At 62.0% G+C, this 14,922-nt stretch carries 12 protein-coding genes; 5 read left to right on the top strand and 7 right to left on the bottom strand.

Annotation, left to right across the window (positions count from 1 at the left end; translation table 11 throughout):
- The first annotated feature begins 4 nt into the window (after positions 1-4).
- The 4 genes from N2597_RS01700 (at position 5) to edd (ending at position 5,515) form a co-directional block, all read left to right on the top strand.
- On the top strand, positions 5-1,300 hold the full coding sequence (locus N2597_RS01700; protein ID WP_183597489.1) for an NAD(P)/FAD-dependent oxidoreductase: 1,296 nt from the start codon (positions 5-7) through the stop codon (positions 1,298-1,300).
- A gap of 135 nt (positions 1,301-1,435) precedes the next feature.
- A complete protein-coding gene (gene zwf, locus N2597_RS01695; RefSeq protein ID WP_183597491.1) occupies positions 1,436-2,911 on the top strand; it encodes a glucose-6-phosphate dehydrogenase in 1,476 nt (491 codons plus the stop codon).
- Positions 2,912-2,921: 10 nt separating this feature from the next.
- The gene (pgl, locus tag N2597_RS01690) at positions 2,922-3,620 is read left to right on the top strand and encodes a 6-phosphogluconolactonase (RefSeq protein ID WP_038686950.1); all 699 of its coding nucleotides are present in this window, start codon (positions 2,922-2,924) and stop codon (positions 3,618-3,620) included.
- A 74-nt stretch (positions 3,621-3,694) separates the two neighbouring features.
- Positions 3,695-5,515: a phosphogluconate dehydratase gene (gene edd / locus N2597_RS01685; protein WP_183597493.1), complete on the top strand. Its 1,821-nt coding sequence runs from the start codon at positions 3,695-3,697 to the stop codon at positions 5,513-5,515.
- Positions 5,516-5,600: 85 nt separating this feature from the next.
- Here edd and N2597_RS01680 read toward each other — a convergent pair whose 3' ends face one another.
- The 6 genes from N2597_RS01680 to N2597_RS01655 form a co-directional block, all read right to left on the bottom strand.
- Positions 5,601-5,954, bottom strand: coding sequence for a hypothetical protein (locus tag N2597_RS01680; protein WP_009996042.1), 354 nt, complete (start codon positions 5,952-5,954; stop codon positions 5,601-5,603).
- Between the two features lie 176 nt (positions 5,955-6,130).
- A complete protein-coding gene (locus tag N2597_RS01675; protein ID WP_183597495.1) occupies positions 6,131-7,219 on the bottom strand; it encodes an ABC transporter ATP-binding protein in 1,089 nt (362 codons plus the stop codon).
- Between the two features lie 21 nt (positions 7,220-7,240).
- A complete protein-coding gene (gene bglA / locus N2597_RS01670) occupies positions 7,241-8,893 on the bottom strand; it encodes a beta-galactosidase BglA (protein ID WP_077992502.1) in 1,653 nt (550 codons plus the stop codon).
- A 34-nt stretch (positions 8,894-8,927) separates the two neighbouring features.
- Positions 8,928-10,091 carry a carbohydrate ABC transporter permease gene (locus N2597_RS01665; RefSeq protein ID WP_183597500.1) on the bottom strand — a complete coding sequence of 388 codons (1,164 nt, stop codon included), beginning with the start codon at positions 10,089-10,091 and terminating at the stop codon, positions 8,928-8,930.
- Between the two features lies 1 nt (position 10,092).
- Complete coding sequence (locus N2597_RS01660) at positions 10,093-11,106, bottom strand: carbohydrate ABC transporter permease (RefSeq protein WP_038686942.1); 1,014 nt, start codon at positions 11,104-11,106, stop codon at positions 10,093-10,095.
- Between the two features lie 173 nt (positions 11,107-11,279).
- On the bottom strand, positions 11,280-12,641 hold the full coding sequence (locus N2597_RS01655) for an ABC transporter substrate-binding protein (protein ID WP_077992506.1): 1,362 nt from the start codon (positions 12,639-12,641) through the stop codon (positions 11,280-11,282).
- Positions 12,642-12,940: 299 nt separating this feature from the next.
- Between N2597_RS01655 and N2597_RS01650 the strand changes: the two genes are divergently transcribed.
- The gene (locus N2597_RS01650) at positions 12,941-13,969 is read left to right on the top strand and encodes a LacI family DNA-binding transcriptional regulator (protein WP_096763665.1); all 1,029 of its coding nucleotides are present in this window, start codon (positions 12,941-12,943) and stop codon (positions 13,967-13,969) included.
- On the opposite strand, the gene folD is transcribed toward N2597_RS01650, so the two are convergent.
- Positions 13,970-14,869, bottom strand: a complete 900-nt coding sequence (gene folD / locus N2597_RS01645; RefSeq protein ID WP_038686936.1) for a bifunctional methylenetetrahydrofolate dehydrogenase/methenyltetrahydrofolate cyclohydrolase FolD — start codon at positions 14,867-14,869, stop codon at positions 13,970-13,972. It abuts the gene before it with no gap.
- Positions 14,870-14,922: the final 53 nt, after the last annotated feature.

Here is a 14,922-nt window from a genome sequence, read left to right as displayed (position 1 = left end):
TAGGATGGCATCTGATGAGATGTGGCAAAGCCCGATCGCGCCCGGGCTATCCTGGTATCAGGCCTCCGTCGGCGAGCGGCCGACCTATGCCGCTCTCGACGGCTCGAGAACATGCGACGTCGCCATCATCGGCGGTGGCTATACCGGCCTGCAGGCCGCCTATCACTTGGCCAAGTCAGGCGTTTCTGTGGTGCTGATCGAGGCCTGGCGCTTCGGCGACGGGGCGTCCGGGCGCAATGGCGGACAGCTCGGTACCGGCCAGCGATGGTGGCCGGAAGAGCTGGAGGAAAAGATCGGCTATGAACGCTCGAAGGCGCTGTTTAACGTTGCCGAGGCGGCCAAGCACCATCTTCTCGATTTCGCTCGGGACCATCGGATCGAGATCGATTATGTGCCCGGCCAGCTCAACGTCGCGCACAAGGCAAGCTATGAACGCGACTATCGCGAGAATGCCGAAATCGCCGCGCGGCGGTACGACTATCCGCACATCAGCTTTATGGACAAGAAAGAGACACAGGAGCGGCTCGGCTCGAAGCGTTTTTATTGCGGTGTGCGCGATGTCGGCACCGGCCACATCCATCCGCTGAAACTGCTCGTCGGGCTGGCGCGGGTGGCCGCCGATGCGGGGGCTGCCATCTTCGAGATGACGCCGGCAAAGGCGATCCGCCAGGGCGGCGGCAAGGTGACGGTCGAAACCGAAAGGGGCACGATCACCGCCGATCGGGCGCTGATTGCCTGCGACGGGCATATCGACGGCCTCGAACCGGTGACGGCAAGCCATGTCATGCCGATCCGCTCCTTCATCGGCGCCACCGCCCCGCTCGATAAACATCCCGAAGTGCTGCCGGGCGGCGAGGCCGTCGCCGATTCGCGCTTCGTCGTGCGTTATTTCCGCCGATTCGAAGGCCGTCTGCTGTTCGGCGGACGCGAGGCCTATACGGCCGACAATCCGCGAGACATTTCGCAGCATATCCGCCGACAGATCGGCGAAATCTATCCCGCCCTGAAAGACATCGAAATCACCCATGCCTGGGGCGGCAGCGTCGGCATCACCATGCCACGCCAGCTCTTCGTGCGCGAGGTGATGCCCGGCGTCACCTCGATCGGCGGTTATTCCGGCCATGGCGTCATGCTGTCAAACTACTGTGGCAAGCTCTATGCGGAAATGGTTGTTGGCAAATCCGGCGATCTGGATCTGTTCAAATCGCTCGATATTCCGGCCTTTCCCGGTGGAGCCCGTATGCGAGCGCCGCTGCTTTTCCTCGCCTTGTCGTGGTTTGCGCTTCGCGACAAGTTTTAGTCCGATTGCGGATTTCCTCTCATGGAAATTCGCTTTAAAACCGGTGCCTGACAGATTCATTGCACTGCACACTGGCTTTTTTAAATCGATTAGATTAAAAGGGCCGCCAACCAGCCTGATTGAGAGACCAAGCTCATGAGCAGCCAGATCATTCCCGTTGAGCCTTTTGATTACGTCGTCTTCGGCGGCAGCGGCGACCTTGCCGAACGCAAGTTGCTGCCGGCCCTCTATCACCGCCAGATCGAAGGCCAGTTCGGCGAACCGACCAGGGTGATCGGCGCTTCGCGCAGCCCGCTGACGCACGAGGAATACCGCAAATTCGCCCGCGACGCGCTGCAGGAACACCTGAAGAAGGGCGAATATGACGAGAATGAAGTCGAGAAGTTCTGCGCCCGCCTCTATTACGTCTCGGTGGATGCCCGCTCCGACAGCGGCTGGGATCAGCTGAAGAAGCTGCTCGACGAAAGCAAGGATCGGGTGCGCGCCTTCTATTTGGCGGTCGCACCCGGCATCTTCGGCGACATTTCGCAGAAGATCTCCGACCATAAGCTGATTACCAAATCGACCCGCATCGTCGTCGAAAAGCCGATCGGCCGCGACCTCGCCTCGGCGCTGCAGCTCAACGACATGATCGGCCGGGCCTTCAAGGAAGAGCAGATCTTCCGCATCGACCACTATCTCGGCAAGGAAACGGTGCAGAACCTGATGGCGCTGCGCTTTGCCAATGCGCTCTACGAGCCGCTGTGGAATGCCAACTACATCGATCACGTGCAGATCACTGTGGCCGAATCGGTCGGCCTCGAGGGCCGCGCAGGCTATTACGATACGGCGGGCGCGCTGCGCGACATGGTGCAGAACCACATTCTGCAGCTGCTCTGCCTGACGGCGATGGAAGTGCCCTCGTCGATGGATTCGGAAGCCGTTCGCGACGAGAAGCTGAAGGTGCTGCGGGCGCTGAAGCCGCTCGATGCCTCGAATGTCGAGCAGGCGACGGTGCGCGGCCAGTATCGCGCCGGCGCCTCGGGCAGCGGCCCGGTCAAGGGCTATCTCGAAGAGCTCGAAGGCGGCGTCTCCAACACCGAGACCTTCGTCGCCATCAAGGCCGAGATCAACAATTGGCGCTGGGCCAGCGTTCCCTTCTACATCAGAACCGGCAAGCGGCTTACCGGGCGCATGTCCGAGATCGTCATCACCTTCAAGTCGATCCCGCATGCGATCTTCGATCAGGCCGCCGGCCGCATCAGCCAGAACCAGCTGATCATCCGCCTGCAGCCGGACGAGGGCGTCAAGCAGTCGCTGATGATCAAGGACCCGGGTCCGGGCGGCATGCGCCTGCGCAACGTTTCGCTCGACATGAGCTTCGCCCAGGCCTTCAACGTTCGCAATCCCGACGCCTATGAACGCCTGCTGATGGACGTGATCCGCTCCAACCAGACATTGTTCATGCGCCGCGACGAAGTCGAGGCAGCATGGAGATGGGTCGACCCGATACTGAAAGGTTGGGAAACCACCGGCCAGCAGGTGCAGGGCTATACGGCCGGCACCTGGGGCCCGAGCCAGGCCATCGCGCTGATCGAGCGCGACGGCCGCACCTGGCATGACGATATCTAGGACGACATCGATGGCATCGACCCTGCATTCCTTCGCCAGTGCCGCAGACCTCGCAGGCAGCCTCGCCGACAAGGTCGCCGACAGGCTCTCGGCGGCGATCGCCGCCCGCGGCGCCGCCTCCATCGCCGTTTCCGGTGGCTCGACGCCGAAGGCCTTCTTCCAGGCGCTTTCGACACGCGACATCGCCTGGGACAAGGTGACGATCACGCTGGTCGACGAACGTTTCGTGCCGGCCGACAATCCGCGCTCGAACCATCTGCTGGTCGATGCCAACCTCTTGCAGAACAAGGCGACGGCGGCGCGGTTCGTGCCGCTGTACCAGCCGGCAGCCTCGGTCGAGGAGGCGGCAAGGCTGGCGACGGAAAAAAGCGCCGAGATCGGCATCCCCTTCGATGTGGTCATCCTCGGCATGGGCGGCGACGGCCACACGGCGTCGTTCTTTCCCGGCGGCAGCAATCTTGCCGAGGCGCTCGATGCCTCGACGCCGCGCGGCGTCATCACCATGGAGGCGGAAGGAGCCGGCGAGCCGCGGCTGACCTTCACCTTCTCCAGTCTTCAGGATGCCGCACTCCTGGTTCTCCATATCGAGGGCGAAGGCAAAAAAGACGTTCTCGCCAAGGCGGAAGGCAGCGGTGACGAGGCAGACATGCCGATCCGCGCCGTTCTGCGCCGGGCCACTTCCCCGGTCGAGATCTACTGGGCTCCCTGATCGAGCTCGGATCCGGCGAGATTCAGGCGAGAGCCGCGAAACAGATAGAACAACGAACAAGGCAGGGATTTTCCATGTCCGCTCACGCACGCATATCTGCGATCACCGATCGCATCGTCGAACGCTCCAAGCCAAACCGCGAGCGCTATCTGGAACGCCTGCGCGCCGCCGCATCCAAGGGCGTGCAACGTTCGGTGCTCGGCTGCGCCAACCTCGCCCACGGCTTTGCGGTCTGTTCCCCCGCCGAGAAGGACGCGCTCGCCGGTGACCGTATCCCCAATCTCGGCATCATCACCGCCTATAACGACATGCTCTCGGCCCACCAGCCGTTCGAGACCTATCCCGCCATCATCCGTGAGGCGGCGGCCGAGGCGGGCGGCGTCGCCCAGGTGGCCGGCGGCGTGCCTGCCATGTGCGACGGCGTCACCCAGGGACAGCCGGGCATGGAGCTGTCGCTCTTCTCGCGCGACCTGATCGCCATGTCGGCGGGCGTCGGCCTGTCGCACAATATGTTCGATGCCGCCCTCTTCCTCGGCGTCTGCGACAAGATCGTGCCGGGCCTCGTCATCGCCGCGCTCTCCTTCGGACATCTGCCGTCGATCTTCGTTCCTGCCGGGCCAATGACAACTGGCCTGCCGAACGACGAGAAGTCGCGCGTGCGCCAGCTCTTTGCCGAGGGCAAGGTCGGCCGCGCCGAGCTCCTCGAGGCGGAATCGAAATCCTATCACGGCCCCGGCACCTGCACCTTCTACGGCACCGCCAATTCCAACCAGATGCTGATGGAGATCATGGGCTTCCATATGCCTGGCTCCTCCTTCATCAATCCCGGCACGCCGCTGCGTGAAGCGCTGACGCGCGAAGCCGCCAAGCGGGCGCTGGCGATCACCGCGCTCGGCAACGAATTTACCCCGGCCGGCGAGATGATCGACGAACGGTCGGTCGTCAACGGCGTCGTCGGCCTGCATGCGACCGGCGGCTCGACCAACCACACACTGCACCTCGTCGCCATGGCGCGGGCGGCCGGCATCCAGCTCACCTGGCAGGACATCGCCGAGCTTTCGGAAATCGTGCCGCTGCTTGCTCGCGTCTATCCGAACGGGCTTGCCGACGTGAACCATTTCCAGGCCGCCGGCGGCATGGGTTTCCTGATCAAGGAACTCCTGAAGCACGGCCTGGTGCATGACGACGTGCGCACCGTCTTCGGCCAAGGCCTCCAGGCCTATACGGTCGATGCCCGTCTCGGCGAAAACAGCACCGTGCTGCGCGAGCCGTCACCGGAAAAGAGCCATGATCCGAAGGTGCTCTCCAGCATCGAAACGCCGTTCCAGGCCAATGGCGGCCTGAAGATGCTGCGCGGCAATCTCGGCAAGGCAGTCATCAAGATCTCCGCCGTCAAGCCGGAGCGCCATATCATCGAGGCGCCGGCGATCGTCTTCCACAGCCAGCAGGAACTGCAGGATGCCTTCAAGGAAGGCAGGCTCAATCGCGATTTCGTCGCCGTCGTGCGCTTCCAGGGCCCGAAGGCCAACGGCATGCCGGAACTGCACAAGCTGACGCCGCCGCTCGGCGTGCTACAGGACCGCGGTTTTCGCGTGGCGCTCCTGACCGACGGACGCATGTCGGGCGCCTCCGGCAAGGTGCCGGCGGCCATCCACGTGACGCCGGAAGCCGTCGACGGCGGCCCGATCGCCCGCATCAAGAACGGCGATATCATTCGCCTGGACGCGATCAAGGGCACGCTCGAAGTGCTCGTCGATGCCGCCGACATGGCCGAGCGCGAGCCGGTGAGCGTCGATCTCTCCGACAATGAATTCGGCATGGGCCGCGAGCTCTTCGCGCCCTTCCGCCGCGCCGTCGGCGCTTCGGACCAGGGTGCGAGTGTTCTCTTCCACTGAACGCAACCAACGCAAATAAGCAAAAACCCGCGGAGCGCGCGAAGCGTCCCGCGGGTTTTTGCTATTGGCAGTCCCGATCTATCCGTCAGGCGCGGATATCGAGAACATAGTCCTTGTGCGCCGGGTGCGTGCTGTAGACGAAGATCTTGTTCAGCTCCTTCTGCGTCAGCAGGCGCAGGAAGCGGACTTCGATCGTATTGTTGGCGTTGACCTTCATCAGCAGGCAGCCGACCTTGGTGATGCGGGCATCCGGAATGTCCAGATAGAACTGCTTCGGCAGGTTGAACTGGGTGAGAATCGCGAGCGTCGCGCTGCTCATCGAAATCCGGACGATGTCGCAACGGCGCGAAGCCGCGTGCATGACGCCCTTTTCCGTATATTCGATGCGCGCGGCATTCATCGTGTCCTCCATTTTGAACCGCGCCTCGCGGTCGTACATGAAGGATTCTTCCTTGCTCAGGAAATGAGACCTTGGCTGTGACGGATTGGAAGCGGCCACTTGCTTATCCCCCTCATAAATTGACTGGGAAAAGGTAGCAGCCGATCTTTAACAGAAAGTGAGAATCCGCTCCGCCAAGTATAATTCCGGGGAATATTACCCCAAAAATGGCTCGCTCATTTCCGGTAGGTATGGCCGCTTGCGTCAAAGAGATGCAACTTCTGCCGGTCGGCGGCAAAGCGCATCCTCTGGCCCTTATGGACATCGTAAATGCCCGGGAGCTTGACGACGATCGGCTCGCCGGGAACCAAGCCCTCGATATAGAGCAGCGTCACTTCGCCAAGCGCTTCGACGATCGACACTTCGCCCTCGAAGACGTAATCGGCGCCGTCGGCGATCCTCAGATCCTCCGGACGAACGCCGAAGCTCGCCTGCTTGCCCTTCTCGGATACGTCGGTGGCGACATCAAGCGTTACCGACATGCCGCCGGTGAGCGTCACGGTCGTCTGGCTGCCGGTGGCTGATATCGTCGCCGGAATAATGTTCATGGCCGGCGAGCCGATGAATTTGGCGACGAAGAGGTTTGCCGGGCGCTCGTAGAGTTCCAGCGGCGCGCCGACCTGTTCAATATTGCCGGCGGAAAGAACGACGATGCGGTCGGCGAGCGTCATCGCCTCGACCTGGTCATGGGTGACGTAGATCATCGTCGTATCGGCCATCTGCTCGTTGAGGCGGGCGATCTCGATGCGGGTGGCGACGCGCAGCGCGGCGTCGAGGTTCGACAGCGGCTCGTCGAACAGGAAGACCTTCGGATCGCGGCAGATGGCCCGGCCGATCGCCACGCGCTGACGCTGGCCGCCCGAAAGCGCCTTCGGCAAGCGCTCGAGATAATTGCTCAGCTGGAGGCTTTCGGCTGCCGCCCGGACGCGGCGGTCAATTTCCTGCCTGCTTTCGCCGGCGATCTTCATGCCGAAGGCCATGTTGTCATAGACGGTCATATGCGGATAGAGCGCGTAGGACTGGAAGACCATGGCGATGCCGCGCTTAGACGGCGGCACGTCATTGACGAGCTGGCCGTCAATATACATCTCGCCGCCGGTAATCGCCTCGAGACCGGCGATCATGCGCAGAAGCGTGGACTTGCCGCAGCCGGACGGACCGACGAAGACGATGAATTCGCCCTGCTTGATATCGAGGTCGATGCCGTGGAGAACGTCCACGGAACCGTAGGATTTGCGGATATCCTTCAGCGTCAGTCCAGTCATGTCTCACTCCCCTCCTGATCCTTAAGCGAGACGGGCGAAATACGCCCCCCAAGCCGGAATATCGATCTTGTCGCCATAGTTGTTGCTGATAAAGCCGTGCCCCGTCAACGCCTGCCATTCCCCGGCAGGCAGGGTAACGCCTGTTTCGGACGGGCTCATGTTGAAGATGCAGAGCAGCTTTTCATTGCCGTATTCGCGGGTGAAGACCAGGGTATCGCCCTCAGTCTCCTCGAATTCGATCTCGCCCTTGGCAAAGGCCGGGTGCAGCTTGCGGAAGGCGATGAAGCGTCGATAGTGCTCGAGCACGGACGTGTCGTCGCCCTGTTGGACGTTGACGGCGCGCAGAATATGTTCGACCGGCACCGGCAGCCAGGGTTTGACTGTCGAAAAACCGCCCTGGGCAACGTGGCTATCCCAGACCATCGGCGTGCGGCAGCCGTCACGGCCTTTGAACTCCGGCCAGAACTGGATGCCATAGGGATCCTGCAGGTCCTGATACGCGAGATCGGCTTCGGTCAGCGCCAGTTCCTCGCCCTGATAGAGGCAGACGGAACCGCGCAGCGTCATCAGCAGCGAAGCATAGAGCTTGGCGAAGGCGTCGTGATCGGCGACCAGCCCGCCCCAGCGGCTGACATGGCGCATGACGTCGTGATTGGAAAAGGCCCAGCAGGCCCAGCCATCGGGGGCGGCGGCTTCGAAATCCTCCATCACCTCTTCGACGCGCTCCGGCGTCAGCGGATCGGGCGCCAGGAACTCGAAGGCGTAGCACATGTGCATCTTGTCGTTGCCGGAGGTATATTCTCCGACGATTTCGAGGCCGCGCTGGCTATCACCGACCTCGCCGACGGCGGCGATTGCCGGATATTCCTCGAGAACGGCGCGGAAGCGCTTCAGGAAGGCGAGGTTCTCCGGCCGGTTCTTGTCGTAGACATGCTCCTGGAAGTTATAGGGATTGACCGCCGGCGCCGTCGAGGCGTTGCGGCGCTCAGGCGCCAATGCCGGATTGTCGCGCAACAACGGGTCGTGGAAATAGAAGTTGATGGTGTCGAGGCGGAAGCCGTCGACGCCGCGATTGAGCCAGAAGCGCACGACATCGAGCAGACGGTCCTGCACCTCGGGATTATGCAGGTTCATGTCCGGCTGTGAGGTCAGGAAATTGTGCAGGTAATATTGCATGCGTGTCGGATCCCACGCCCATGCCGAGCCACCGAAGATCGACAGCCAGTTGTTCGGCGGCGTGCCGTCCGGCTTGGCGTCGGCCCAGACATACCAGTCGGCCTTGGCGTTGGTTTTGCTGGAGCGGCTCTGCACGAACCAGGGATGCTGGTCGGAGCTATGCGAGATGACCAGATCGATCATCACGCGGATGCCGAGGCGATGGGCCTCGGCGATCATAGTGTCGAAGTCCACCAGCGTGCCGAAGATCGAATCGACGTTCTCATAATCGGAAACATCGTAACCGAAATCGCGCATCGGCGAGGTGAAGAAGGGCGAGATCCAGATGGCATCGACGCCGAGGCTTGCCACATGCGGCAGGCGGGCGGTGATGCCTTTCAGGTCGCCGATGCCGTCGCCGTTCGAATCCTGGTAGGAGCGCGGGTAGATCTGATATATCACCGCGCCGCGCCACCAGTCCTTATCTGGGGTCGAGATCGATTGGGGAGCCACGTTCATGGAATATCCTGTTTGAAGTCACGTTCGAAAATGGTCAGCCGCCCTTGACCGAGCCCGCCAGCAGACCACGCACCAGATAGCGCTGCAGCCCGAAGAAGACGAGCAGCGGCACCACGATGGTGACGAAGGCCGACGCCGTCAAAATCTCCCAATTGCCGCCGCGCGAGCCGAGCAACGCGTTCAGGCTGCCGGTCAGCACGATGTGGTCCTTGTCGGTGCCGAGAAAGACCATGGCGACGAGCAGGTCGTTCCACACCCACAGGAACTGGAAGATGGCGAAGGAGGCGAGTGCCGGGAAGGACAGAGGCAAAACGATGCGGGTAAAGATCTCGAAGTCGCTCGCACCGTCGACACGGGCGGATTCGATGATCTCCTTCGGCAGGCCGGCAATATAGGCCCGCAGCAGAAAGATGGCGAGCGGCATGCCGAAGGCGGTGTGGGCAAGCCAGATGCCGGGATAGGTCTTCGACGGCTGGCCGAGCATGTTGCCCACTTCGTTATAAAGGCGCAGCAGCGGGATCAGCGACATCTGCAGCGGCACCACAATGAGACCGACGACGAGGGCGATCAGCAGCGCGCGGCCAGGAAAGTCCATCCAGCTCAAGGCATAGGCGGCGAAAGCGGCAATCAGGATCGGGATGATCGTCGCCGGGATCGTCACAGTCAGCGAATTGATGAAGGACTGGCCGATGCCCTCGCCGGTCAGAACCGTATTGTAGTTCTGCAAGGTGAATTCCGGCGGCGCCGAGACGGAGACATAGATACGCCGCGGCCGCTCATCGGGCGAGAAGGCGGCGTTCTTCATGTAGCGGTAGCTGCCGTCGCTGTTGATCAGCAGGCTTTCGCCGTCGCCGAGATCGGCCGTCTGGCCGGCCTCGAAGGCCGCCGGCTGCTGCACACGGTTGCCGAAGGCCCTTACCGAGCGGCCGGTTTGCCCTTCCAGCACATTGCCTGAAATGACGTAGGTAGCGCCTTCCTGCTTTTGCTGGTCAGGGGTGCCAAGGCGCACGGCGACCGTCTGCGTCGAGCCGACGAAGGCCGTCCACCAGCCGGACACAACGATCTGGTCCTTGTCGCGCAGGGCGCTGACGAAGATGCCGAGCGTCGGGATTAGCCAGATGATGACGATCAAGAGAACTGCAAGGTGGACGAAGAGACGGGCGGGGCCGATCTTGAAGTAACTTCCGACAGCGGTCATCTCAATGGCCCTTCAGTTCGCGGTTGGCGCGGCGCACGTTCCAGACCATGATCGGCGTGACGGCGAGCATGATGATGATGGCGATGACAGCACTTCGGCCGGAATCGCCGCCGCCGCGGAACATCCAGTCGAACATCAGGTTCGCCAGGACCATCGTCTGCCACTGGCCGTTGGTCATGGTCAGGACGATATCGAAGACCTTGAGGACGAGGATGGTGATCGTCGTCCAGACGACGGCGATGGTGCCCCAGACCTGCGGCACCATGATGCGCCAGAAGATCTGCCAGCCGTTGGCGCCGTCGATGACGGCGGCCTCGATCGTCTCCTCGGGAATGCCGCGCAGTGCCGCCGACAGGATGACCATGGCAAAACCGGTCTGGATCCAGATCAGGATGACCATCAGGAAGAAGTTGTTCCAGAAGGGAACCGAGATCCACACCTCCGGCGTGCCGCCGAACAACTGGACGATGGCGTTCAACAGACCGATCTGGACGTCGTTGCCGCCGCGATATTCATAGATGAACTTCCAGATGACCGAGGCGCCGACGAAGGAGATCGCCATCGGCATGAAGACGATGCTTTTAGCGATATTGCCCCACCAGATGCGGTCGGTCATGACAGCGATGACCAGGCCGAAGAAGGTGCAGGCGGCCGGCACGACGGCGAGCCAGAGGATGTTGTTGAAGATCGACTGGCGGAATTCGCGGTCGCCGATCGCCCATTTATAGTTGGCGAGGCCGACGAACTGCAGGCCGGTGCGGTCATAGAAGGAGAGAATGAAGGTCGCAACGACGGGATAGACGAGGTAGACGAAGAGCAGGAAGAGCGCCGGGCCGATGAACAGCCACGGCCGGATGAGGGCGCGGCGGTTGAGATTGCGCGAGGCGGCGCGGATGTCGCCATCCTTGACCGGCAGGGCGAGATCCAGGAGTTTGTTGGAAAAATAGAAATAGGCCGAGCACGCAAAAACGGCGAACACCACGACGCCCAAAGCGGACACTATCTGCGACAGCATTTCGTCCCTCCCCTGCTTCCCCTGATCTTAATTCAGACCGGCTGTCATTCTGACCGGTCAGTGCCGGTCAATATTGCCCAATCACAATATATCTTGACTGGCCGGGCTGCTCATGAGCCCGGCCAGTCAGGCAGGTCATGCCGCCGGCAAGCCGGCGGCATGATGTTGGAAGATTACTTGATGCCGTCCCAGGCGCTCTGGATTTCGCCGGCAGCTTCCTCGGCGGACTTGCCGCCGACGAAATCGACCATCCCGGTCCAGAAGGCGCCGGCGCCGATCTTGCCGGGCATCAGGTCGGAACCGTCGAAGCGGAAGGTGGTGGCAGACGTCAGAATCTCGCCTTCCTTCTTCATCTGCGGATTGGCATAGGCCTCGGTGCTGACGCCCTTATAAGGCGTCAGGAAGCTCGACTGCGCCATCCAGACCTCATGCGCGATCGGGGTCTTCAGGAAGTCGATGAAAGCGCGGGCCGTCTTCGAGTCCTTGGCGATCGAAACAAGCGTGCCGGCGCCGAGAACCGGCTTGCCGAGTTCGGGATGCGAAGCATAAGTCGGCATGTAGAAGAAGTCGGCATCCTGGCCGAGCTTCGTGCCCTCAGGGAAGAAGGACGGAATGAACGAGGCCTGATGGTGCATGTAGCACTTCGGCGGAACGGAGAAGAGGCCCTTCGGGCTGTCGCGGAAGTCGGTCGAGGCCACGGCCGCGACGCCGCCATTGACGTATTTCTCGTTCTTGGCGAACTTGCCGAATTCGTCGATCGCGGCAACGACGGCCGGATCGGTGAACTTCAGCTCGTTGGTCGTCCACTTGTCATAAGCTTCCGGCGGCTGCATGCGCAGCATGATGTCCTCGACCCAGTCCGTCGCCGGCCAGCCGGTGGCGCCGCCGGAACCGAGACCGATGCACCAGGGAACGCCGCCGTCCTTGACGATCTGGTCGGTCAGGGCATGCAGCTCTTCCATGGTCGTCGGGATCTTGTAGCCGGCTTCCTCAAAGTTCTCCGGAACATACCAGACGAGCGACTTCACATCGGCCTTATAAGGGAAGGCGTAGAAGGCTTCCTTGCCGTCCTTACCCTTATAGGTGCCGTACCCGACCCAGCTGTCGCCGGCGCCGTAATTGTCCTTGATCCACTTGGAGTTGTCGTCGCCGAGCGGCGTCAGGAAGCCCTTGCCGGCGAGGTCGGCGAGGAGGCCCGGCTGCGGCAGAATGGCGATGTTCGGCGGCGAGCCAGCCTGCGTGTCGATGACGATCTGTTGTTCGTAGTTTTCGGACGAGGAATATTTCGCCTCGATGCCGGTCGCCTCGGTGAAATAGGCAAGAACGCTCATGAAGAACGCCTCGTCTTCGCCGCGCCACGGCCCGAAGATCGTCAGCGGCTGACCCTTCAGATCGGCATGCGCGGCCTTGAATTCGTCATAGCTTTTCCAGTTGAACTTGGAATCCTGTCCCGGGGCAAATTTCAGATCGGCCGCGGACGCAGCACCGGCAAATAGCGCCGCAACGGCAACGCCCATCAGAAATGACTTTTTCATGTGATCAACCTCCCATCACAATCCCAACCCGCGCCGAATTTCTCGCAAACGGAAATTTCAAAGCGCTTTGACACCCAACTCATTTCACTTCCAGTGGAATGGAGTCAAGTCAATTCGCGAAAACCTGCCCTAAAGCGGCGGGATATCGCAGCCCGTAAGCACCTATCGGGGGATATGGAGCGATTTTTCTTGAGTCAAGCGCGCGAGATGCTACATAATTGAAAGCGCTTTGGATGCCATTGGGAGGCGGCAGGCCTTTTTGGAGCGGCCGACGGCAGGCCGGGAGGGAAGCATAACAGGTGAATCTCAAACAGCTATCGGAATTGCTCGGGCTGTCGCAGACGACGGTGAGCCGGGCACTCAACGGTTATCCCGAGGTCAATGAAGCGACCAGAGAGCGCGTGCTCCAGGCCGTCAAGGAAACCGGATACCGGCCGAACAAGGCTGCCCAGCGGCTTGCGACCGGCAAGGCAGGCTCGATCGGCCTCGTCATGCCGACGGCGCCCGGCCACCAGTCAGACGTGCATTTCGGCGAATTCCTGGCCGGGCTCGGCGAGGAGGCCGTTCGCCACGATTTCCATTTCGTCATCATGCCGGCCGATCCCGATGACGAGGTGGCCGCGCTCCGGCGGCTTGCAATCAGCGGCAATGTCGATGCTCTGTTCATCGCTTATATGCGCGGCCACGACCCGCGGCTCGCCATGCTGAAATCGCTCTCCATGCCCTATGTCGTGCATGGCCGATCCTTCGGCGCGGAGCCGGATTATCCCTATCTCGACATCGATAATGAAGGCGCCTTCTACGACGCCACACGGCTGCTGCTGCAGCTCGGTCATACGCGCTTTGCCTTGATGAACGGCCCGACACACCTCGATTTCGCCATCCGCAGAAGGAACGGCGTCATCTCAGCCCTCGCCGAACGTAGCCTCACGCTCGAAGAGGATTGCATGACCCACGCGCTGATGACGGACGAACAGGGCATGCTGGCGATGGAACGTTTCCTGCAGCTGCCGCAGCGGCCAACGGCGATCCTCTGTTCCAGCACGGTCATGGCGCTGGGCGCAATCCGCGCCGTCAACCAGGCGGGCCTGCGCCTCGGCGAGGATATTTCGCTGATCGCCCATGACGACGTGCTGCCGCTGTTGAAGCCGGAAAGCTTCTCCGTGCCGCTGACGACGACGCGCTCCTCGCTGCGCGCCGCCGGCGTTCGAATCGCCCAGCGGCTGATCGGCACGGTGAAACACGCCGCCCCCTTCCCCGAGCAGGAGCTCTGGAGGACCGAGCTGATCGTCAGGGCCTCGACCGGCCCTGCCCCGCAGCAGCCCTGATCAAAACTGCGGCGGCGTCTGCCCTGCGGCGCGATGGGCGGCGATGACCGTATTGGCCATCAGCATGGCGATAGTCATCGGCCCGACACCGCCGGGAACCGGAGTGATGGTGCTGGCGACCTCGGAGACTTCACGGAAAGCGACGTCACCGACGAGCCGGGTCTTGCCCTCGCCCTTGTCGGGCGCCGGCACCCGGTTGATGCCGACGTCGATCACCGTCGCACCCGGCTTGACCCAATCGGCTTTGACCATTTCCGGACGACCGACGGCGGCCACCAGAATATCGGCGTTGCGGCAGACCTCGGCGAGGTTCTTCGTTCTCGAATGGGCCATCGTCACAGTCGCATTGGCGTTGAGCAGCAATTGCGCCATCGGCTTGCCGAACAGGTTGGAGCGGCCGATGACGACGGCATTGAGGCCGGAAAGATCCTCGCCATGGGTGCGGCGGACGAAGACCATGGCGCCGGCCGGCGTGCAGGAGACCAGTCCGGTCTTCAGGTCGCCGGTGGCAAGCTTGCCGGCGTTGACGACGCTCAAGCCATCGACATCCTTTTCCGGCAGGATCGACTGGATGATCGGCTCGCTGTCGAGCGGCTTCGGCAAGGGCAGCTGCACCAGGATGCCGTGGATCGACGGATCGGCGTTGAGGGTGGCGACGAGAGCTGCCAGCTCCTCCTGCCTGGTCTCGGCTGGCAACGTGTGCTGGACGGACTTGAAGCCGCATTCCTTGGCCATGCGGCCCTTGGAGCCGACATAGGCGTGGCTTGCCGGGTCGTCGCCGACGATGATGACGGCCAGGCCGGTGGTGACGCCGCTGCTCTTTTCCAGCGCCGCCGTCGCACTCTTGACCGTCTGAATGACTGATGCAGCTACGTTCTTGCCGTCGATTACTGTCGCCACGCGTCTCTCCGCCCTGTTTCGCGCCAATCTATTGATAGTTGACGAGCGTCAAA

Source organism: Rhizobium sophoriradicis, assembly GCF_025200795.1.
GTDB lineage: Bacteria > Pseudomonadota > Alphaproteobacteria > Rhizobiales > Rhizobiaceae > Rhizobium > Rhizobium sophoriradicis.
This window is presented reverse-complemented; position numbering and strand designations above follow the sequence as displayed.